Origin of the sequence: Paenibacillus andongensis, from assembly GCF_025369935.1 — a bacterium.
Taxonomy (GTDB): Bacteria; Bacillota; Bacilli; order Paenibacillales; family NBRC-103111; genus Paenibacillus_E; species Paenibacillus_E andongensis.
Window position 1 is genome coordinate 623,384 of sequence record NZ_CP104467.1, and the last position, 20,416, is coordinate 643,799.

The following is a 20,416-nucleotide window of genomic DNA, read 5'->3' on the forward strand; positions in this document are numbered from 1 at the left end:
GCCTCTATTGTCTTTTTATGAAACTGCTGTGTACAATACACATAGAGCTTAATTCGATTTCGCCAGAGGTGACCCATAATGTACAAAATCATCCTAATTGACGATGAAGACGAAGTCAGAGAAGGCATCAAGCGGAAGACGAATTGGGAGGCCTGCGGCTTCCAACTGGTTGGTGATTTCGATAATGGCAGAGATGCCTATGAGGCGCTGGAGAGTCTGCAGCCGGATGCCGTCATTACAGATATTTGCATGCCGTTCATGGACGGCCTTCAACTGACAGAGTTAATTTCCGCGAATTACCGGGATGTTAAAGTTATTATTGTAACCGGTTACGAGGATTTTGATTATGCCAAGCAGGCGATCAAACTCAAGGTCAAAGATTATTTACTGAAACCGATTAACTCCGCAGAGTTTACCGAATTTCTTTATAAGTTGAGGCTAGAGCTGGATGAGGAGCGCAAACAGCGGGAAGATGTCACCTTTCTCCGTCATCAGTTTCACGAGAGCATGCCGCTTCTTCGAGAGCGTTTTCTTGAACGGTTAGTTACTTCTTGCATGAGAAAAGATGAAATGGAGCGCAAGTTCCAGATGTTTGGGCTTTCTTTGAACGGTCCTAGTTTTACGGTACTTGCTCTTGATATTGATGAGTTTCACCGTGAATTCTACAGTGACCCAGTGGCTGAGGAGGAGCTATTACGCTTTGCAGCCTACAACATTTATCATGAAATCATGGAGAAAGAACAAGGCGGCATCGTATTCAGAACGCGTGATGACAAGCTTGTCGCACTGCTCTGTGGTGATTCGGAAAGAATCGAATTGACCTGTCAAACGCTTGCCGAGCATGTGCGGCACAGCATCGAGAAATATTTAAACATGACAGTAACGATGGGAATTGGGCGTACTTACAGCGATCTGCAAGACCTGTCAAAAGCATTTCAGGAAGCGCTTTCTGCGCTGGATTACCGTTTTTTGCTCGGGAAGAATCGGATCATTTCGATTGGAGACATGGAATTTGGGAGCAGCCTGGATAATCTGAGTTACATCCATATGGAGAAGAGACTGATTTCCGCCATTAAAACAGGTGAAAAGGCAGTCGTGACGCATACTCTAAAGGATTGGATCAATGAAATGAAGAATGGCAACTGCTCGATGGATAAGTGCTACGGCAAACTGAATAAACTGCTCGTCGCCTTAATGAATGTATTGGTAGAGACAGGTTTCGAAGAAGCTGAGGTGCTTGGCGATCATTCTTTCATGCAGCTATATGCGAGGAAAACCTTAGATGATGTGCGGCTCTGGCTTGAACAAATTTGTCTTGCGCTCGTGGACTTGCTAGCTGAGAAACGTACCAAAGTGTCACAAGCCCAAATGGAAGCCGCGGTCGCCTACATTCAAGCGAATTATGCGGATGAACAGCTCTCGCTTCAGCAGGTATGCAATCATATTTATATGAGCATGAGCTACTTCAGCGCTTTGTTCAAGCCGCATACGGGCGAGACTTTTGTCGAGTACGTGACTCGATACCGTTTGGATAAAGCCAAAGAAATGCTGGCCGCTTCGCAGCTCAAAACCTATGAGTTGGCCGCTAAGGTTGGCTACAGTGATCCGCAATATTTCAGCGTTATTTTCAAAAGACATACAGGCATGACCCCCAAAGAATTCAGGTCAGCGAGCAAAGGTCAGCCTAGCTTATGAGAACCTGGCGGCGTCCTATTCAATTCAAAAGCATTCATACAAAGATTGCACTGGCGTTTTCGTGCTTAATTCTTTGCACAACCATCATCCTAAGTTACAGCGCTTACCGCCTCTCTACGGTGGCCGTTACGGATACTTCATTAGAATATACCAAACAGCTTATCGAGCAAGTGAATAAAAATATCCAAACCTACATCGGCAACATGGAAAGTATATCTGCACTATCGCTGAGCAACGCTGATCTGAAACGATACTTGGCTTTGAAGAACCCGAAGGAGGCAAAGGGTGAGCAGCTGGCCAGTCAGATTAGCAGTTATTTTCATGACATTGTTGCTTCTCGAAATGATATCGCTTCCATCGTATTTGCGGGCTCCAATGGCGCCGTCGTATCGGAACGCATGGATGCAAATTTCAAATCATATGCCGAATTAATTACGCAAGAGTGGTACAGCAAGGCGAATAGAGACAATGGCGACGTGGCCATTTCTCCCTCACACGTTCAGCATCTATATAAGGATGAGTACAAATGGGTCGTGTCGATCAGCAAGCAGATGCCAAACCCGTTGCCTGGAGCGGCAAGCGGTGTTCTATTGGTCGATCTGAACTATAACGTCATTAATGATTTATGCAACCAAATTCAGCTGGGGCAAAGAGGGTACGTCTTCATACTCGATCAAGCAGGCGATCTGATTTATCATCCTCAGCAGCAGCTTATCTATTCCGGGCTAAAATCAGAGGATATTCCCACTCTTTTGCAGGCGAAGGACAGCACGTTCCATACGCAAGAAAATGAGCAAAGCAAAATCTACACCGTCCGTACAACGAAATTTGGCTGGAAAATTGTTGGAGTTACTTACGCCGGGGATCTAAGCGGAAATAAGAAAGACATGCAGCTGACATCGGCGATGTGGGGCGGTATTTCGTTAATCATTGCCTTAACGATCTCCATTTTGCTTTCTATCACCCTAACCAAGCCGATTAAACAACTGGAAGTCCATATGAAGCAGGTGGAAAAAGGGAACTTCGACATTCGCGTCGATGTAGAAGGTGCGAATGAGATTAGTAAACTATCGCGTACCTTTAATTTAATGATTAGCAAGATCAAAGAGCTCATGAATCAAACTTTGAAAGATCAGGAAGTCAAACGAATAAGTGAGCTGAAAGCGCTGCAAGCGCAGATTCAGCCACATTTTCTGTACAATACACTGGATTCTATCATTTGGATGGCTGAAATGGGGAAAGTGGATGAAGTGGTTACGATGACTTCGGCCTTGTCCAAGCTTCTCCGTTCAAGCATTAGCAAAGGGGAGGAACTCATTCCAATTGCGGTTGAATTGGAGCATATTCAGAACTATTTGACGATTCAGAACATCCGTTATCGGAATAAATTTACGTACGCGGTCGACGTAGAATCAGACATTTTAAGCCATCAAATATTGAAAATTATTTTGCAACCCTTGGTCGAGAATGCCATATACCATGGAATGAAACATCTGCCGGAACGCGGTCATATACGCATCACGGGACGCAGGATTGAAGGGGTTATCGAGCTCAAGGTGATGGATAACGGTGTTGGGATGAGCGAGGAGAGATTGAAAACGTTGATGCTCAAAACACGCCAAACAGAGTCAGGCAAAGGCTTCGGTTTGCACAACGTGAATCACCGCATTCAGCTTTACTTCGGGGAGCTGTACGGATTGCATTTTGAGAGTGAACTGGAAGAGGGTACGACGGTAACCGTACGTATTCCGGCCATACCTCCAATCTATAACGATAGTGAGAATTGAGGTGTGAAGTTGAAAATTAGAGCAAGCTACGCAGCGATTGCCGTCATAGTGGTCCTGCTCATGACGACTGCGTATCTCTTCGTTTCAAAGGGGATGGAGGCAAAGGACAGGCCGATTATTCTCATTCCCAAGACGATCAATCCTCACGTGGAATTTTGGCGGGTTTTGAACCAAGGCGTGACTGCAGCGGCCAAAGAGTACAATATTGGGGTGAAAGTGATGGGTCCGCCTTCCGAGTCCGACATCGAGGAGCAGATCAAGTTGGTGGAAGAGGCGATCGCATTGAAGCCGAAAGCCATTATTTTAGCGGCAACGGACTATAACAGGTTGGGGCCAGTTGCTCAAAGAGTGATAGGCTCCGGCATTACGCTAGTTACGGTAGATTCGGGTCTCGAAGGCGGTGTTTCAACCAGTTTGATCGCAACGGATAACTATGCCGCAGGGAGCAAGGCAGTGGAAGCGATGAGACGCTATGTACAGGGGCCTGCTACTTATGCAATTGTCAGTTTTGTCAAAAGATCCACTACCCAGCTGGATAGGGAGAATGGGGTGCGAGACCATTTGCAAAATGATCCCTCCATCAAGATATTAGACACGTTATATAGTAATGGTTCTGAAGACAAAGCGTACGAGCAAACGAAGCAGCTCCTTGCCGAACATTCGGATATTCGCGGTATTTTCGGATTGAATGAAGTATCTACGGTCGGGGCTGCGAGGGCTTTAAAAGAGCTTGATCCTGAGCATAGCATTAAATTGGTCGGTTTCGATGGCTCAATGAATGAAATTGCATTCCTGGAAGAGGGGACCCTGCAAGCAGCCATTGTGCAAAAACCTTTTAACATGGGATATTTAGCGGTAAAAACAGCAATTCAGGTTCATAATGGGGAAAAAGTTAAACCAACCATAGATACAGGCTCTGAGGTTATCACGAAAGAAAATATGTACACCAGAGAAAATCAAAAGCTGCTGTTTCCTTTCGTTGAGAAATAGAATGTGTTTTATTAAGAAGCTCCTCCTTGTGGGGGGGCTTTTTCGTGTTATTTAGACGAAGAAAACAGCACTTCTACAAATTTCCCGGGAAATATTGGGTTTAATGTCGAAAGCAAAGGAAGCCATAATAAGAACGGATTGTAATGACCTGCTGTTCGTGATGAAAAATAAGGTTTCATATCCAAAAGGGGGAACATGAAATGGGCAGCATGATTCGGATAACAGGTGTGCTTGTTACGATCTATCTGAGTGGTTCAAGCTTAATTGGATGCTCGACACCAGAATTACATGAAGGGAAGGCACCGAAATCAGTTTCCATCGAAACAGTGCCACTATCACCACCTGGGACAGGGAGGACAGCCATAGTATCAACAGCGACTCACGTTAACGACGAAATCGTAGAAACACAGCATTTTTACACAGGACCTCAACATATCCCTTCAACTGGCAAAATTGCGTACCTTACCTTCGATGACGGTCCCTCAGAAAGTACGAGCAAGATTCTTCATATCTTAAATAAATTCGGTGTCACCGCTACTTTTTTTGTTGTCGGCGCGGATACGAGCGAGGGGCGCGCGCTTTATAAGCGAATCGTCGCTGAAGGCCATGCCCTAGGGAATCATACATACACCCATGACTATAATCGTATTTATAAATCCCCTGAAGCTTTCATGAAGGATGTGCGTAGGCTGGATCAGCTCTTGGAGGAAACGGTTGGGTATCGGCCTGATATTTTACGGTTTCCGGGAGGGTCGAATAATCACTTGAGCTGGAAGCCAGGAGGCAGAGGCATTATGAGTAAAGTAGCTAGCGTGGTGAAAAGGGAGGGTTACCAGTATTTCGATTGGAACGTGAGCTCAACCGATGCGGCTGCCCCTGTGCAAGATAGGGAATTGATCATCGATTCCGTACTTAGCGCAAGCCGCGGCAAGAAGAGCATTATTGTGCTGATGCACGACAACACCTACAAGACGACGACCCTTGAAGCCCTTCCTATTGTGATTAAAAAGCTGCAAGCAGCTGGGTTTCATTTTGAGAAATTAAAGAAATCTTCATTCACCTTCCAATTCTTGGAACCTTAACAGTTGCAAGAAGCCTCTTAAATTGATTACGATTAAGGTAATCGAAAAGAGAGAGGCTGGCGCTATCTATGCCTGATGTGTTACAGATTGGACCATTTCAACTGCAAGGAAGATTACTAGCACTGCTGCTTGCATGTGCATTGGGACTATGGCTAATTCGGAGGGTCACGCAACGTTTGCTGCAGGACACCCAAATCGTGATAGCCAAGCCTATTGAGGATCTAATTTTTAACGGTGCTATTATCGTTTTGTTGATCTGGAAGCTAGGGGTCATTGTGATGCAGCCATTCCTATTATGGAACAATCCATTAAAGCTGCTCATGGTGTCTGGCTCCAGCACGGAGATTGCATTAGGTGTACTTATTGCTTGTATCTATATCTATTATCAAATTCGTAAACATCGAATTCCTCTGTTCCTTGTACTGGATGTTATCGCCGTTGGAGTAACGGCTGCAGTTTTCCTGTTCTGCGCACTGATTCCCGCATATGGACTGCCTACAACGGTACCTTGGGGCATTGGAGTCGAGGGTACGGCATCTCGTTTTCATCCTTATCACGCTTATATCTCGCTGCTTCTTGTGCCGCTGCTTATTTGGCAGCACTTCATTGAGCTGCGTAAGAAGACGCTTGGACAAGGCGTTTTGCTCAAGTATTCGCTGGTGTATGGGGGTGCGGCTGGGATGCTGGCCAGCTTCTTTAACGCTGCTAAACCGACACTGCTGTACCTTAGCACAGCGCAGTTGTTGTTTCTATTCATGCTCATCCTTGGAATGCTTCTCCCCGTTTTGACACATAATACTAGCAGAAAGGAGCTGAGTACATTGAGTCAAAATGATTCGAAGACGCAAATCCAGCAAGAACAGCAAAACCAAGAGCGCGAGAAAGCCGCAACACCAGCAGGGAAAGAGGGCTTTGTTGATAAGAAACTGGACGGTCCCAACCGACCTTCCACATGAGTCCAGACAAGAATAAAATGGCCAAATCCGCTCAGGACCAGAGCACTCAGAACCAAAGCGATCTCGATCCGTTCGAGATTGACTTTCTCCCTCAATTTGAGCAGGGACGCGGCCCAAGAGAAGCTTTTGTGAATGAGCATGGCGTCGTTATAGGTGATCATGAATATGAATCGGAGAATTCCCCGCTAGAGCAGTGGACGGCTGAGACCGACCCTGAGGTCATGGCTGGAGATGAATGGGTTCATCCTTTTAAGGATGTTGGGTTCCAAAGTGCCGAGAATCGGGACTATTTTGAAAAAGGCATCGTGCCGCAAAGCGGAATTTTCACGCATCCGGATAAAGATGTTTCCTACGATCCTTACAAGGAATCGATAAAGAAGAAGGAAGATGAAGCGGAAGCGTAAAAGCTTTCGCTTTATTTCTATTTAGGACATTAGACTTTGCTTTCACGGCTATCGGATGTATAATATAAGTTGTAACGATTACGTTTTGAGAGTAACTAATAAATCCTAAGGGGTGGCACATATGGCAATGTCTTTTGATTCTTACATGAAAGATATGGTTAAACCGATGAGAGAAGATTTGACTCGTCTGGGTATTACAGAGCTTCTTACACCAGAGCAAGTAGAAGAAGCGATTGAAAAATCGAAGGATGGCACAATGCTGCTAGTCGTCAACTCCGTTTGTGGTTGCGCAGCCGGCCAATGCCGTCCAGGTGTAGCCAAAGCACTTCAAAACGATACACTGCCAACGTACACATATACGGTGTTCGCTGGACAAGAGAAGGATGCAACAGCGAAAGCGCGTGAATACTTGGCGCCATACCCGCCATCATCCCCTTCCATCGCATTATTCAAAAATGGTGAACTGGCACATTTCATTCAACGTCACCAAATCGAAGACCGCTCTGCGGATATGATTGCCGGCGACTTAATTAGTGCTTTCAATGAATTCTGCAAATAATAAATAGCATTAACTATAATTCGGAAAGGCCGCCTTGCAGGTTTTGCAAGGGGGTCTTTTTGCTTTTTGGAGCCATGTCCGAAGGATTTGACCTTTGAAATTTCAAGAATGAAAGTCTATACTAAATCTTAAAGAACGAATGGTTCCAAACTATAGAAAAGGTGGAGAGATGCATGAGTTTGCAAACGGAAATTATCGCGAAGCTCGGCGTTAAGCCGGAGATTGATGTGGATGAAGAAATCCGCAAACGTGTGGACTTTCTGAAAAACTATGTATTGGGTGCGAATGCAAACGGCCTACTGATTGCTATCAGCGGCGGCATCGACAGTGCAGTGGCTACGGGTTTATGCAAGCAAGCGACGGACGAGCTGACGGCCGAGAAGGGCAAAGAGTACAAAACCGTCGGTGTGTTTCAACCATACGGTCAGCAAGTGGACATCGAAGATAGCTACGCAGTGGCTAAAGCTTTCGATTTGAAATATCAAATCGAGAATAATATTGAAGAAGCTGTCGACGAAATCGCCATTGAAGTCGAATACGGTCTCAAGCATATCGGCGTCCACCAGCATGTAAGCCGCGGCGGCAAAGGCAACATCAAAGCGCGGACACGCATGGTTATGCAGTATGCACTTGCTTTTGAACTTGGCCTGATTGTTGTAGGGACAGACCATGCATCTGAAGCAATCACGGGCTTCTTCACCAAATATGGCGACGGTGCGGTCGACATTACGCCGCTGAGCACGCTGAACAAGCGTCAAGTGCGTTCACTTGCTTCGAAGCTCGGCGTGCCGCAAAGTGTGCTGGATAAAGCTCCGACAGCCGGACTCTGGGACGGCCAGACGGACGAGAACGAGCTGGGTATTACATACGGAGATAACAGTGACTACCTCGAGGGCAAGCAAATTGATCCCGCTGTGCAGGAGAAGCTGGAGAAGCAATATTTGAAAACGGAGCATAAACGAATCCCGATTCCGGGTGTGTAGGGCTTCGCACAGACATAAAACAACCCCCGACCATGATGAGGTCGGGGGTTGTTATCATGAACTAACCTATGGCATCGATTGCCCGCGGGAGCTGGTGTAGAGGGTGTACCACTCTTCGCGAGTCAGGGATTCGGCTATTCTCACCGCGTCTTTGCAAGCGACAATGCGTTCTGCGGAGGACGTACCGATAACCGGTTGAATGCGAGCAGGGTGTTTCATTAGCCATCCGAGCACGATGGATTCTGGTTTCGTTTCATATTGGTCGGCTAGTTTCTGTACGAGAGCCGTTGTTTGTCTCACAGTTTCAGGCGCATCATCGAGACTGCTGCCAGAGAACTTCCCATTGGCAAGAGGACCCCAAGCCTGGATTTGAATCTCTTGCATTTGGCAATGCTCCATGATGCCGTCTGCGAAATTGGTGTCCAAGCCAGCTTTTTGGTTGACTGAAATGCCTTGATCCAACCAGTCTAGACGGGCTAAGCTCATTTCAAGTTGGTTCACTACGAGCGGTTCCGGCAGTGAATTTTGAATGAAACGAATTTGTGCGGAAGACATGTTGGATACACCGAAATGACGGACTTTTCCAGCGGATCTCAATTGATTGAAAGCTTCTGAAATCTCTTCCGGTTCCATAAGCGGGTCTGGACGATGCAGCAAGAGAATATCCAGATGTTCCACGCCAAGACGCTGCAGAATTCCATCAACTGAGCTTATGATATGGCTTTTGGAGAAATCAAAGCGAGTTGGAAGCACGCCGTCACCAGGGCGAATGCCACATTTGGATTGCAGAATGATTTGGTCGCGCAGATCGGGTCTTTTTTTGAGGATCTCTCCGAAAATAGACTCGGATTTGCCTTTTTTATAAATATCAGCATGATCGAACATCGTAATGCCAATCGACAATGCAGCTTCAACAGCTTTCTCAGCGATGATGTAATCTTCCTTCGTATAAGGAGTTGAATTCCATTCACCGCCAATTCCCATACATCCATAGACGACTCGGCTATTCGATATTCCACGTTTCTCAAGTGGCATGATTCTCATTATGTTTGGCCTCCCAGCTTTTAGTCTATACCCAGTATAACCCTAGTCGAGGCTCGGCATAAGAGCTGAAAATAGTGTAACTTACTTACCTCGAAGTAAGCATTGGGATCGACATGTTCACTTCTCCCATCCATTAGAGTGAACAAGAATAGAATAGGGTCAAGTATAGACAAGCTCTTCCTCCCCCTTGACCGGAAGCAAGGAATCATGTAAATTGTACGCACAACGTTGCAAGAAAAGTGGGGCTCAGGAGTCTATGATTATTGGGGTCGGAACGGATTTGGTTGAAATTGCACGGCTTCGTAAAATGTTAGAGGGTTCTACGGGCGAAAGGTTTCTTGAACGCATTCTGACGCCTCAGGAGAGGGAGTTAGCGCAGAAACGGCGTGGCCGGCTTGCTGAGTTTGCTTCGGGCCGTTTTGCTGCGAAGGAGGCCATCGTCAAAGCGATTGGCTGCGGCATCGGCAAGCAGATTGGCTTTCAAGACGTCGAGGTTCTACCGGATGAACTTGGCAAACCGGTATGCCGTGTGAACGAGGCAGCGCTGCTGCGGGCAGGCTTAATAGGCAGCCACCGCATCCATATTAGCATTACACATACAGAATCGATGGCTGCCGCCTATGCAATCGTGGAGAAGCTCTAATGCGGCGACTACTTCTTCGAATTGAGCCACTCGGATAGAAGTCCGATTTCCTCTTCGGAAATCGTGGTTTTATAGACGGGCATGCCGCCTCCGCCATTCTTGATCTTGTTGGCGATTTGCTCGCTGCTCAGTCGGCTGCCGACCTTTTGCAAATTCGTCTTCGGGCCGACTTTGCCAGCAAGATCAACACCGTGGCAGCTGATGCACTTGTTCGTTGTGAAGAGCTCCTGCGCCTTCACGAACGCTGGGTTGCTCTCGGCTGCCGCGGTTGCTGCCGGTGTCTTCGTGGCGGCGCTGCCGCCCGAAGTACCACCGCCGCACGCGGCCAGCACCAGAGCCATCGGCGCGATGACGAGCGCGCCGGTCAGATATTTCTTCAGGCTTGCGCGATTGCAAGCCTTTTTGTTTTGTTCCATAGCGAGATTCCTCCTATGCTGGGTTAACTCTAACGCTTGTCCCACTATGCTCCCAGTTGGGTAGCAACAAGCATGGCTGAGGGGGATAGAGTGGACATGCGGGATTTCGCAGAAAGATGCAAAAAGTACAGCAAATAATCCTTTATTTGCTGATTTGAAGAGTTATCATGCATTTTGTGAATCAAATTCCCACATAACGGCTGAAAATGTGGGCTACTCTCTGAATTTGATGCACTTTTTGCATGATCTCTTCTGAGGCGGTAGGCGTAAGCCTGAATTAGATGCACTTTTTACATCTTTTGTGCATATCTGCTCATTCCGGCTTCAGAGATTCGCATTCCAGGTATGTACTTTCAGGCTCAAGGTTCTTTCCACTTACCGTCCCCAAACACGCAGCATATACCCGCTTAGAATAAGGCTTATGCCGCCCATTCCTTCAAGTATCACACCGGAATAACCCAAATACCACACGCCCATCAGAGCAGACAAGGCGAACAGCCACAAGCCAAGATAAACAAGCGGTCTACCAAGCAGGAGTCCGACCTGCACGAATCCGATGGCGAGAATGAACGCTCGCAGCACGGGCGCGAAGAGCGGGTTAACAGCGCCAATGGCCTCAAGTAGAGCAACGGCTGCAATGAGCATCGCTCCAGGCAGCACTAGAAGCGCTGGATGTCCCCAACCACTGCGCTCACTTGATCTTTCTCCCGCATGTCCACCGGAGGCAGCAGAATGTGCTCTTTCACGCGTGTCTTCACCTGACTCAGCCCTAAATTCCTTACGCAGGCTCCATATCTGAATCAAGCTGGCGACAACCGCTGTGATAAAAGCCGCCTGCTTCAACCAATCCAAGTCGCGCCAATAGATCGCAACATCGACTATCGCGCTGAATATCCATTCCGCGCCCCAAATGAACAGAAGCGGGATTAATGCGTTAGCTTGACCGATCCAAGCTTTTCTTTTATCCTCCAAGTCCTGCTGTCTGTTGTTCTCCAGTTTCTGCCGCTTAGTATTATCCGAGTCCTGCTGATTCGTATTTGCCAAATTCGTTTGTTTTGAGTTTTGCATACAATCACCTCTAGTTTTATGTTCCACACTTCTCGTATAATGGAAACATGTCCATTCATTCATTATAACTGGAACGTGTCCCATAGAGAAGGAGAGCTCATGTACAGCGAAGAACAGAAGGTTTATTTTTCCCGAAATCTATTGGATTGGTACCAAACGCATAAACGAGATTTACCATGGCGAAGAAGCAAAAACCCTTATTATATATGGATTTCCGAAGTCATGCTGCAGCAAACCCGGGTGGATACAGTCATTCCGTATTTCCATCGCTTCGTCGATCAATTTCCAACGGTTGAAGCATTGGCTACTGCGCCAGAGGAGAACGTGCTCAAAGCTTGGGAAGGGCTCGGCTATTACTCGCGCGCAAGAAATCTGCAAACGGCAGTCAGAGAAGTTCACGAGCGTTATGACGGTATCGTCCCCCAAAATAAAGAGGAGATCTCCTCGCTCAAAGGCGTCGGGCCCTACACATCAGGAGCGATCCTCAGCATCGCCTATAATAAACCAGAACCTGCCGTGGATGGCAATGTCATGCGAGTCCTGTCGCGCTATTTTCTAATTGAAGAAGATATTATGAAGCCAGCAACACGCACTAAAATGGAGAAGCTGGCGCGCGAACTCATCCTAGAAGGTACGGCAAGTGACTTCAATCAAGCTTTGATGGAGCTTGGGGCTATGGTATGTACGCCTCGTTCACCGCACTGTCTAACTTGCCCTGTAATGGCGCATTGCTCGGCTAGGGAAGCTGGTATGGAAGAAGCCCTGCCCATCAAAAAGAAAGCCAAACCTCCGCGTCCAGAACTGCGTGCAGTGGCTTTGATCGAAGGTACGGGTGAGAACGAAGGGAAATGGTTGATCAGGCAGCGTCCGCAAGAGGGATTGCTGGCTCGTATGTGGGAGCTGCCGCATGTGGCCTGGAAGTCAGAGGGATGGCATTCGGATGAGGATAATAGGAGCGAGCTGCGTCAAGCCCTCGTGGATCATGAACAAATAAGTATTCAACCTGACGAATGGTTCATGGATACAGAACATATTTTCAGCCATATTGTATGGAAAATGAAAGTATACCGCGCTAAGCTAAGCAACGCGAACCGCCCAAGTAATGGGGGAGAATGGATCCCTTTTCATTATCGCTGGGTAGGCCCGGAAGACCTCGATCAATACGCTTTTCCGAATGTTTTTATACGGATTATGAAAGAGTGGCAGGAGAGAAACGAGGAGTAATTTCCTCCGCTTTCTCTTTTTTTTATCGAATCTCACTCTTAATGGCATCCACATTTCTTAGTGTGATTAACTTTTTGTCAATTTGTATAAGCTCGTCATCGAGGAGCTCTTGCAGCACCTTGGTTACGGACTCTCGCACAGTGCCAACCATATTGGCTAGCTGCTGATGAGTAAGTTTTACATTGATCAGAAGACCTTCCGGTGTAGGTACACCATGCTGCTCGGATAGACGGATTATGGTCTTCATGATACGAGAGCGAACCCCCAAGAACGTAAGGTCGTAAATTTGATCGTTGGCTCGCCGCAGTCGTCCCATCGTGGTTTCTAGGAGCTTTAAGCATAGCTTAGGGCTCTTCTCCATGAACTGAACAAATACCGTGCGTTTAAGAACATAAAGAGTACTAGTCTCCATCGTTTCGGCAGTAGCTGATCGAGTATGACCGCTGCCAATCAAGGACATTTCTCCGAAAAAATCCCCATCTCGAAATAAAGCAAGAATAATTTCCTTGGCTTCATCCAAGCGATATATTTTCACGACACCTGATTTAATTAAAAATAATTCGTCACCTTCATCACCCTCGAGAAAAAGAATGCCGCCCTTTTTTGCTTTTTTTTCTGTGAATAAAGGGGCAATTGCCAGTAAATCTTCTTCTGAAAGCTCTTGAAATAAGGGGACATTTTGGAGTAAAGATACAATTGTTTTCACCAGGCATTCATCTCATTTCGGCCATATTACTCTTTATCGTACAGCTTTCCGGTGTTTGCGTAAAGAACTTCCAGTGTGTGATGTTTGGGGAGGGCTTAGCGGTTGAAAATATTAAAAACTTTCTTCATGTAACTTGCCTTAATGTGATAAAATCGTAAAAAATGGGGGGGTATCACTATGTATGGGATCATTAATTATGAGGTGTTTTTGCTTACAGGAATTCTCCTGAATCTTATTCCTGGTGCAGACACCATGTATGTGATGGGTAGAAGTATTTCCCAGGGGAGAAATGCGGGCATTTACTCGGTTTATGGCATTATAAGCGGCTCTTTAATCCATACCTTATTAGTTGCTTTTGGACTATCGATCATACTTACGAAGTCACTTCTCCTATTCAATATCATTAAAATAGTTGGAGTCATTTATTTAGTGTATCTTGGAATTAAAATGTTGCTTGATAAATCAAATGTCAACTTTAGTGCTGCTTCCGAGTCTAATAAACAAAATATAAGCAAAATATACACACAAGGGCTTTTGACCAGTCTAACGAACCCGAAAGTTTCTTTATTTTTCATTGCCTTTCTCCCGCAATTTATTGACAAAAAAGCTTCAGGACCCATCCCATTTATTATTCTGGGGCTTACATTTACGTTCACTGGGTTGCTATGGTGTCTCTTTATTGCCTATTTTTCTTCGTACATAACCAAAAAAGTAAGAGGAAGCGCAAAGATTGGCACGGTTTTAAACAAAATAACGGGCATTATCTTTATTGGAATGGGGTTAAAGCTGCTTCAAACCAAGGCTCCTCAATAATGTCTTCACTTGCTAATAAATAGAGCCTATTAAAAACGACCTCGCGGGGTCGGTTTTTTGATTCCAAGGAGTGCGAATAGGTGTTTTATTGGATTTTGTCCAACGAAATTTAGATACCGCCGCAGCTTATGATACCAATTTGTTATTTGGACTCTTTAACTCACGTAAGGCTACACATATGCTAACCGTGTTCCTTATCATTGCAAAAAAAAACGACCCCGCAGGGTCGCTTTTCGCTATGCATAGCTATTACTTCGCAGCGTCGTAACGTTTGCCAACTTCGTTCCAGTTCACAACGTTCCAGAAAGCCGCGATGTAATCAGGGCGTTTGTTTTGGTAGTTCAGGTAGTAAGCATGCTCCCAAACGTCAAGACCAAGGACCGGCGTTTCGCCTTCCATGATCGGGCTGTCTTGGTTAGGCAAGCTGTATACTTTCAATTTGCCAGCTTTGTCAACAGCTAGGAAAGCCCAGCCAGAGCCAAAACGTGTTGTAGCTGCTGCAGCGAAGTCTGCTTTGAACTTGTCAAAGCCGCCAAGCTCGCTCTCGATAGCTGCTGCTAAAGCGCCAGTAGGTGCTCCGCCAGCTTCTGGTCCGATTGTTTCCCAGAACAGGGAGTGGTTCGCGTGTCCGCCACCATTGTTACGAACAGCAGTACGGATATCTTCAGGAAGGCTGTTCAGGTCAGCGATCAGGTCGTTTAAGGATTTGTCATGCAGAGCAGGGTGTTTGTCCAGAGCTGCATTCAGGTTGGTAACATAGGCGTTATGGTGACGATCGTGGTGAATTTCCATTGTTTTTGCATCGATGTGTGGCTCAAGTGCGTTGTTCGCGTACGGAAGAGCTGGTAATTGATGTGCCATTGTATAAATACCTCCTAAAATTATGTAGTTTCAACTTCATTATGAAGGAATTTCGATAATAAAGCAACATGTATGTTTACTAAGTCAAACGCCGCGACGCTCAATTTCCTGGATGATTTGACTGTGAATATGGGTTCCTTGTTCATTAAGCCAAGGGGATAAATCACTCATTGCTCTGTGATTATATTGGAGTTCGATCTCCGTCCATTCACTAGGCTTCATTGAGCTTAACTCCTGGAAGTCACGTATATTTCGTGGGTATGATGCCGCGGAATCATCTTTGTTTGACATGGATTCACCTCCCATTCCTTGCACATCCTTCTATAAAATCCGACGTTATCGTGATTTTTATGCATGAGGTGATATCTTTTAGACAAGCTATAAGTTAAAAATTTGAAACAATTTGATGAAAACGCTTGCAATTAAGCGCTTTCAAGAGAAAAAACGAAAAAAACAAAGTTTTTTGTGAATTTTAACACATTTTTAGCAGGATTCCGGACTTTTTTGTCGTATTTACTATTTTACCAAAAAATTTTTCCTAACAAATATAAGTGGAATTGGGAGAGAACCGTATGCACGTTCGTTCATTTCAGCTTGGTGATACCTCTTCGGTGAAGACACTTCTGCAGGATGTTTTATCGGAAACCTGTTATGAGGAAACGATTGAAGCTTTCGCACGTCAGCTATCATGGGATACAGAGCTTGTTTTAATTGCTCAAGAAGAAGATGAAGTTGTAGGCATGATTATCGGTACGATTGATAACAACAATGGCTACTACTATCGGATCGCAGTTGCAACAGAGTATCAACGTAAAGGTATCGGTAAAGCATTGATCGAAGCAATGAAGCAAAGGTTCCTTCATCGGAACGTGAAGAAGATAATGGTGACGGTGGATGTCCATAATGAAATGGTGCTGCCTGTGTACGAGTCTGCTGGTTACAGTACATCGGACTTTTCCCGTACCGCACATCGTCTTAGCATTGTGAAGAAAGTCAGTGTTTAACTGATCGTTCGGATGTCCATGAAATGAATAGATTTGGAACGAGGGAAGCATATCTGTGCCGCCATTGCAATTGGGGGTCAGATATGCTTTTCTATATAATATGGGAACTTTTCGGCAGCTATGAAATAGAGGAGCTTTGGACATGGATAACTTCGCGCCGTATGTGATAAAAAGCTTCAAACATGATGGACATCTTCACCGGATGTGGCTAACGAATTGGCGAGTTCCACAGCACATCCTACATGCCGATCATCAGCAGCAAGAAATGATGGTGTTTATTAACAGCCAGACCAAGATTCAGGAAGCTGACGGCAAGGAATGGGTTAGCCGCATTCCAGGGGTATCTTTTTTTATTCCCAAAATGTGGTTTAATATTGTTGCACTTATCGAAGAAACAGGTGTTAGATACTACTGCAATGTTGCATCTCCCCTGTATGTGACCCAGCAAGTACTGACTTATATTGACTACGACCTTGATGTTATTCGGATGCCGGATCGTTCCGTGCATATCGTAGATCAAGATGAATATGAACGCCATAAACTGAATTATCACTATTCTTCGCTTGTGGAAACGAAGGTGAAGGAAGGTCTTGCAGCTTTGCTATCGTTGGTGAACGAGGACAAGCCGCCGTTTCAAGACGATATGGTCATGTATTATTACGAGCAGTGGGAAAAGTATAAGAACGGAGGAGCATAAATGAGCTTCTTTGTAGGACGCAGTGAATCGAATAAGGCAGCTTCTCAATCTAAGACCTATAATGAGGCTAAAAGCCTAACCCATGAGCTATGGGATTGGACGAAATCCATTCTTGTAGCTCTTCTTGTCGTTATTCTCGTACACCAATTCGGATTCAATCTCTCCACGGTTCGAGGTCACTCGATGCAGCCCACTTTGCAGGAAGGGGAGTGGTTGTTCGTGAATAAGGCCATTACGTACCTGAAGGCACCCAAACGCGGAGAGATTGTCATTCTCAAAGAGTCTGAGGAGTTTGTCGCGGTGCAGCATCCTTTCCTAGTTAAAAGGATTGTCGCGATTGCGGGCGACGTGGTGCAGGGCCGAGCCGGATATTTGTATATCAACGGCGACAAGATGGAGGAGCCGTATACGGATACGCTCATCGAGGACGGAGACTTTGGCCCGACACGCGTCGGGCAAGGCCACGTCTTCGTGATGGGCGATAATCGCCATGCGGCGGCAAGTGGCGACAGCCGCAGGTTCGGGGCTGTTCCGATCGGACAGATCCAAGGACGGGCCGAGTATGTGCTGTGGCCATTCGCGATGGCCGCGAAGCTTTAACATTAACGGACGCGAAAGAAGAGAGAGGTGAGAGGATTGGCGGTTTCCATAGCAGCAGGAACAGATGCGGATTGGCGCAGGCTACAACAAGAGATAGTGGAAGCCGCGCCATCTCTCGGTATTGATAAGATCGGCTTCACGTCAGCGGAGCCGTTCACGGAACTGAAAGAGATCCTTCTCCGCCATAGGGAGAAGGGGTTTGAATCCGGCTTCGAGGAGCCGGATATCGAGAAGCGGGTACATCCCAGCTTAAGCTTCGACGCGCCGCAGTCGATCATTTCTATCGCTGTTGCGTACCCGTCGAAACTGCCGAACCCTCCCCGATCCGAGCCTGGGGCTTATCGGGGGATTATTTCGCGCTCCTCGTGGGGGAGCGACTACCACGACGTGCTTCGCGATCGGCTCGCGAAGCTGGAGGCTTTCATCGCGGAGCGAGTGCCTGACGCGAGACTGCAGAGCATGGTCGACACGGGTGCACTGGTCGACCGAGCCGTAGCCGAGCGGGCCGGGATCGGCTGGACCGGCAAAAATTGCGCCGTCATCACCCCCGAGTGGGGATCGTGGGTTTATTTGGGCGAAATGATCACGAATATACCGTTTACATCCGATACATCTATTATGGATCAGTGCGGGGACTGCACGATTTGTATCGATGCTTGTCCCACGGGAGCGCTGGTTGGCCCGGGGCAGCTAAATTCAAGCCGCTGCATCTCCTTCATCACACAGACCAAAGGCTATGTCGATGATGAGTTTAAGCTCAAAATCGGCAACCGCCTCTACGGCTGTGATACCTGCCAGATCGTCTGTCCGAAGAACAAGGGGATGAACTGGACGCATCACCCGGAGCTAGAGCCTGACCCCGAGAAGGTCAAGCCGCTATTAATCCCCTTGCTGACCATGTCAAACAAGGATTTCAAAGAGCAGTACGGGCGCATCGCAGCGTCCTGGAGAGGCAAGAAGCCGATCCAGCGCAATGCGATTATCGCGCTGGGGAATTTCAAGGACAGATCAGCTGTGCCCGTCCTAAGAGAGCTGCTGCTGACCGATCCGCGACCTGAGATCAGGGCTGCGGCGGCTTGGGCACTAGGGCGGATTGGCGGCGAAGATGCTGCGGCCGCTCTTGATAAAGCCCGAGCAGCCGAGCAGGAACCTGCTGTTAAGCAAGATATCGAGAAGGCACTCGATGTTATAAGCCATTCTACACCTGAGTTGGGGGAGAAAGAGCAGATATGACGCAGAAACAGACACATGCTGCGACCATCCTTTCCTATACGGAGGTTACCTCTCCAATAGGTCCGCTTGTTCTTGTATCGACCTTACAGGGGCTGTGCAAGGTTGATTTCGGCACCTACGATCAGAACCAAGAGAAGCTGCAGCAATGGGCTAACCGCTGGTTTGGCAGGCATGAGCTGCAAGAGAATGCAGATCAGCTCGAACCAGTTGTGAAACAGCTGGAGCAGTATTTTAGAAGAGAACGTTTAAGTTTTGAGGGTGAACTGGATTTACAGGGAACTGATTTTCAGAAACAAGTCTGGACAGCACTGCTTTCTATTCCATATGGAGAGACAGCTTCCTATAAACATATTGCAGAAGCCATAGGCTCACCGAAAGCCGTCAGAGCGGTTGGTGGAGCTAACAATAAAAACCCGATTCCGGTCATTATCCCCTGTCATCGCATTATTGGCGCTAGTGGCGACCTGGTCGGCTACGGCGGAGGGCTCCCGATTAAAGTGCTCTTGCTTGATTTGGAACGAAGCCCCAATACGGTGATAACTAATAAATAAAACGTGGAGTGAATCCTATGAAATATGTGCATTTGGATTCCGTTGAGCCGGGTCAAATTTTGGGCCGAACGATATTTGCCAGCAATGGAGCCGTTTTGCTTTCAGAAGATGTGCAATTAACGGTGTTTATGATTAACACACTTAACCGAATCGGAGTCACGATGATTTACATCAAAGACCCGAACCTAGAGGATGTAGAGATTCCGGAAATTCTTTCGGATGAAACCAAGCGTATCGTCATGCAGCAAATGGGTCAAACGTTCGCGGCTATCCAATCGGGTAAGGAATTTAACTCGCGAGCTATGAGTATTTCGATTAATACGCTGCTCGATGAGATCATGAAAAATCGTGATGTCCTCGTGCAGTTGACGGATATTCGTACGCAAGATAACGAGATGTATGTTCATGCAACGAACGTCTGTATGATGGCCGTGCTCATTGGGATTAATATGGGATTCAATGGAACCCAATTGAAGGAGCTCGCCATTGGTGCGCTTCTGCATGATGTGGGCAAGGTGGAGCTTGTTTGCGATGATGAATCGCCCGATATGAAGAGGCATCATACTTGGCGCGGTTTCGAGCTTCTGAAGAACAAGCGGGAATTCAGTCTGCTTATTGCCCATGTGGCCTTCCAGCATCATGAAATGCTTAACGGTCAAGGAGTTCCGAGAGGACTTATGAGTGAAGAGATTCATATTTATGCGAAAATTACGGCCGTAGCGAATATGTATGATAATCTGCTCTTCGATGTCTCCTTAGGGCGTCGTATGCTGCCGCATGAGGCTTGCGAGCATATGATGGCGCTAGCGGAGACCAAGCTTGATCGCGATGTTTTGATCCAGTTTCTGAAAATCGTCTCGATCTATCCGACGGGGGCTTCCGTTCGTTTGTCCAATCGGGAAACGGGTGTTGTTGTCGGACAGCATAGAGGACTGCCAAGCCGTCCAATTGTTAGAATCGTGAAGCAGGATGCGATGGACAAGGCGCTGGATATTAAAGAAATTGATCTAGCCAAGCATACGACCGTTTTCATCGAACAGGTTCTGTAATAACGGGGCCGTCATTTGTAAAAAGATGAATAGAAATGATATGATAAGGCA

General features: G+C 46.7%; 23 protein-coding genes. 17 read left to right on the top strand and 6 right to left on the bottom strand.

The genetic code is table 11. The features are described 5' to 3' along the window. Positions 1-78 precede the first annotated feature (78 nt). The 8 genes from NYR53_RS02905 to nadE all read left to right on the top strand — a co-directional run bounded on the left by NYR53_RS02905 (position 79) and on the right by nadE (position 8,456). Entirely contained in the window at positions 79-1,695 is a 1,617-nt protein-coding gene (locus NYR53_RS02905; protein WP_261303850.1) for a response regulator transcription factor, read from the top strand. After that, entirely contained in the window at positions 1,692-3,482 is a 1,791-nt protein-coding gene (locus NYR53_RS02910) for a cache domain-containing sensor histidine kinase (protein ID WP_261303851.1), read from the top strand. The genes NYR53_RS02905 and NYR53_RS02910 overlap by 4 nt, the downstream gene beginning before the upstream one ends. Before the next feature lie 9 nt (positions 3,483-3,491). Further along, positions 3,492-4,472 (top strand): substrate-binding domain-containing protein, encoded by a 981-nt coding sequence (locus tag NYR53_RS02915; RefSeq protein ID WP_261303852.1) that lies wholly within the window; start codon positions 3,492-3,494, stop codon positions 4,470-4,472. 200 nt (positions 4,473-4,672) lie between these two features. Continuing rightward, on the top strand, positions 4,673-5,554 hold the full coding sequence (locus NYR53_RS02920) for a polysaccharide deacetylase family protein (protein WP_261303853.1): 882 nt from the start codon (positions 4,673-4,675) through the stop codon (positions 5,552-5,554). 68 nt (positions 5,555-5,622) lie between these two features. Beyond that, positions 5,623-6,510, top strand: a complete 888-nt coding sequence (locus NYR53_RS02925) for a prolipoprotein diacylglyceryl transferase family protein (protein WP_261303854.1) — start codon at positions 5,623-5,625, stop codon at positions 6,508-6,510. Then, positions 6,507-6,914, top strand: coding sequence for a DUF3905 domain-containing protein (locus tag NYR53_RS02930; protein ID WP_437180126.1), 408 nt, complete (start codon positions 6,507-6,509; stop codon positions 6,912-6,914). Before NYR53_RS02925 ends, NYR53_RS02930 begins: the two co-directional genes overlap by 4 nt. A 121-nt stretch (positions 6,915-7,035) precedes the next feature. Further along, positions 7,036-7,473 carry a BrxA/BrxB family bacilliredoxin gene (locus NYR53_RS02935; protein WP_261303855.1) on the top strand — a complete coding sequence of 146 codons (438 nt, stop codon included), beginning with the start codon at positions 7,036-7,038 and terminating at the stop codon, positions 7,471-7,473. A 173-nt stretch (positions 7,474-7,646) separates the two neighbouring features. After that, positions 7,647-8,456 carry an NAD(+) synthase gene (gene nadE, locus NYR53_RS02940; RefSeq protein WP_060646892.1) on the top strand — a complete coding sequence of 270 codons (810 nt, stop codon included), beginning with the start codon at positions 7,647-7,649 and terminating at the stop codon, positions 8,454-8,456. A 66-nt stretch (positions 8,457-8,522) separates the two neighbouring features. Here the strand turns inward: nadE and NYR53_RS02945 are convergent, their stop codons facing one another. Further along, positions 8,523-9,500: an aldo/keto reductase gene (locus tag NYR53_RS02945; protein WP_261303856.1), complete on the bottom strand. Its 978-nt coding sequence runs from the start codon at positions 9,498-9,500 to the stop codon at positions 8,523-8,525. A gap of 256 nt (positions 9,501-9,756) precedes the next feature. Here NYR53_RS02945 and acpS point away from each other — a divergent pair, with 256 nt between their 5' ends. Next, positions 9,757-10,143 carry a holo-ACP synthase gene (gene acpS, locus NYR53_RS02950; protein WP_047687540.1) on the top strand — a complete coding sequence of 129 codons (387 nt, stop codon included), beginning with the start codon at positions 9,757-9,759 and terminating at the stop codon, positions 10,141-10,143. 8 nt (positions 10,144-10,151) lie between these two features. Here the strand turns inward: acpS and NYR53_RS02955 are convergent, their stop codons facing one another. After that, positions 10,152-10,559 (bottom strand): c-type cytochrome, encoded by a 408-nt coding sequence (locus NYR53_RS02955; protein WP_290428985.1) that lies wholly within the window; start codon positions 10,557-10,559, stop codon positions 10,152-10,154. Positions 10,560-10,934: 375 nt separating this feature from the next. Beyond that, positions 10,935-11,627: a hypothetical protein gene (locus NYR53_RS02960; RefSeq protein WP_261303857.1), complete on the bottom strand. Its 693-nt coding sequence runs from the start codon at positions 11,625-11,627 to the stop codon at positions 10,935-10,937. 99 nt (positions 11,628-11,726) lie between these two features. Here NYR53_RS02960 and mutY point away from each other — a divergent pair, with 99 nt between their 5' ends. Continuing rightward, a complete protein-coding gene (gene mutY, locus NYR53_RS02965) occupies positions 11,727-12,851 on the top strand; it encodes an A/G-specific adenine glycosylase (protein ID WP_261303858.1) in 1,125 nt (374 codons plus the stop codon). Between the two features lie 22 nt (positions 12,852-12,873). Here mutY and NYR53_RS02970 read toward each other — a convergent pair whose 3' ends face one another. Continuing rightward, a complete protein-coding gene (locus NYR53_RS02970) occupies positions 12,874-13,557 on the bottom strand; it encodes a Crp/Fnr family transcriptional regulator (RefSeq protein WP_261303859.1) in 684 nt (227 codons plus the stop codon). A 177-nt stretch (positions 13,558-13,734) separates the two neighbouring features. Here NYR53_RS02970 and NYR53_RS02975 point away from each other — a divergent pair, with 177 nt between their 5' ends. Then, entirely contained in the window at positions 13,735-14,370 is a 636-nt protein-coding gene (locus tag NYR53_RS02975; RefSeq protein WP_261303860.1) for a LysE family translocator, read from the top strand. 249 nt (positions 14,371-14,619) lie between these two features. Here the strand turns inward: NYR53_RS02975 and NYR53_RS02980 are convergent, their stop codons facing one another. After that, entirely contained in the window at positions 14,620-15,231 is a 612-nt protein-coding gene (locus NYR53_RS02980; RefSeq protein WP_029194504.1) for a superoxide dismutase, read from the bottom strand. An 84-nt stretch (positions 15,232-15,315) separates the two neighbouring features. Then, on the bottom strand, positions 15,316-15,522 hold the full coding sequence (yfhS, locus tag NYR53_RS02985; RefSeq protein WP_047687546.1) for a mother cell protein YfhS: 207 nt from the start codon (positions 15,520-15,522) through the stop codon (positions 15,316-15,318). A 281-nt stretch (positions 15,523-15,803) separates the two neighbouring features. On the opposite strand from yfhS, the gene NYR53_RS02990 reads away from it, so the two are divergent. The 6 genes from NYR53_RS02990 (at position 15,804) to NYR53_RS03015 (ending at position 20,365) form a co-directional block, all read left to right on the top strand. Further along, positions 15,804-16,235 carry a GNAT family N-acetyltransferase gene (locus NYR53_RS02990; protein ID WP_261303861.1) on the top strand — a complete coding sequence of 144 codons (432 nt, stop codon included), beginning with the start codon at positions 15,804-15,806 and terminating at the stop codon, positions 16,233-16,235. 142 nt (positions 16,236-16,377) lie between these two features. Then, positions 16,378-16,932 (top strand): DUF402 domain-containing protein, encoded by a 555-nt coding sequence (locus NYR53_RS02995; protein WP_261303862.1) that lies wholly within the window; start codon positions 16,378-16,380, stop codon positions 16,930-16,932. Next, complete coding sequence (gene lepB, locus NYR53_RS03000; RefSeq protein ID WP_261303863.1) at positions 16,933-17,532, top strand: signal peptidase I; 600 nt, start codon at positions 16,933-16,935, stop codon at positions 17,530-17,532. A 36-nt stretch (positions 17,533-17,568) separates the two neighbouring features. After that, positions 17,569-18,765: a tRNA epoxyqueuosine(34) reductase QueG gene (queG, locus tag NYR53_RS03005; RefSeq protein WP_261303864.1), complete on the top strand. Its 1,197-nt coding sequence runs from the start codon at positions 17,569-17,571 to the stop codon at positions 18,763-18,765. Then, positions 18,762-19,316: a methylated-DNA--[protein]-cysteine S-methyltransferase gene (locus NYR53_RS03010; RefSeq protein ID WP_261303865.1), complete on the top strand. Its 555-nt coding sequence runs from the start codon at positions 18,762-18,764 to the stop codon at positions 19,314-19,316. Before queG ends, NYR53_RS03010 begins: the two co-directional genes overlap by 4 nt. Before the next feature lie 17 nt (positions 19,317-19,333). Then, positions 19,334-20,365 carry an HD-GYP domain-containing protein gene (locus NYR53_RS03015; RefSeq protein WP_261303866.1) on the top strand — a complete coding sequence of 344 codons (1,032 nt, stop codon included), beginning with the start codon at positions 19,334-19,336 and terminating at the stop codon, positions 20,363-20,365. The last annotated feature ends 51 nt before the right edge of the window (positions 20,366-20,416 follow it).